2 protein-coding genes and 1 pseudogene are annotated in these 1,016 nt (G+C 66.4%); all 3 read left to right on the top strand.

The window, feature by feature from the left end:
• Nucleotides 1-241 (top strand): hypothetical protein (locus AN233_RS03225; protein ID WP_058365416.1); only part of this gene is annotated, 241 nt, incomplete at its 5' end.
• Nucleotides 241-575 (top strand): annotated as a pseudogene (locus tag AN233_RS16185) (DUF7558 family protein). The gene AN233_RS03225 and the pseudogene AN233_RS16185, both read left to right, overlap by 1 nt.
• Before the next feature lie 49 nt (nt 576-624).
• On the top strand, nt 625-1,016 hold a 392-nt coding region (locus AN233_RS03230), incomplete at its 3' end, for a helix-turn-helix domain-containing protein (RefSeq protein WP_058365417.1).

Consider the following 1,016-nt stretch of genomic DNA (forward strand, 5'->3'; position numbering starts at 1 on the left):
CGAGAAAGAACAGCTCGCCCAGGACCGCGACGCCACCAGCGTCGACACGGCGGACATCGACGACACGACGGCCCAACGCTTGGTCAACGACCTCGTCGACGCGGACGTCGTCACTCCGGTTCCTGAAGACCACGTTCTGGTTCACAAGCCGAGCGGTACGGCGTTCGACTCGACAACGCAGTTGGCCGTCTTCCACCGTGGCTGGACGGCCAACCGCGACGCCGACGCGGAGGCCGAGTGATGCAGCAGACGCTCACTGGCTGTGCATTCTGCGACGCCCCACCCGGCACCGAGACTGGCGAGGCCCACACCTGGGGGCAAGACGAGCGGGTCACCCACCCGATCTGCGTCGACTGCGCGATCCAGACAGAGCGGGATCCCGACGAGCGCGATCACGTCGCCTGTGACGGCTGTGGACTAGTCGTCGACACGCTCGCAGCACTGACCCGGTTCCGGGTCGAACTGGGGCACCTGGAAGGCCCGATACAGCTGTGCGCCCGCTGTAGTCCGGGGGGCTCGCGACGTACTGGACGCGCGACCTCGAAGAGCATCTCGTCGCGACGCCGGCAGAGTGACCCAAACACTCTTTACTGTTTCGCTGTAAACTGTAATCAAGACCGAATCGTGTCACATACCTCAAATCGCGCCGACGGCGACATCGTCCAGGATTTCCTCTCGGTCGCCGACCTCCTCGAGGAGCCACAGCTCGCCCAGCTGTACGCATACCTCGCCCGGGAGGGGGAGGCGACCGTCCAGGACGTAATGGACGACCTCGAGCTCGCACAGGGAACCGCTTACAGCTACGTCAATCGGCTCGTCGATGCCGGCGTCGTCGACGTCACCGACGACGAGCAGCCCCGCCGGTACGCCGCCCGGGAGATCGACCTGACCGTGACGACGGCCGCCGGCGACCGTGAGTACACGATCACGCCGGCGCTCATCGACGCCGTCGGCCGCCGCGAGACGGACGCCGACATCGACACCTACATCGACCGCCACGGCGTCGCCGGCCTCGC

It is taken from the genome of Haloparvum sedimenti, assembly GCF_001462205.1.
Lineage (GTDB): Archaea > Halobacteriota > Halobacteria > Halobacteriales > Haloferacaceae > Haloparvum > Haloparvum sedimenti.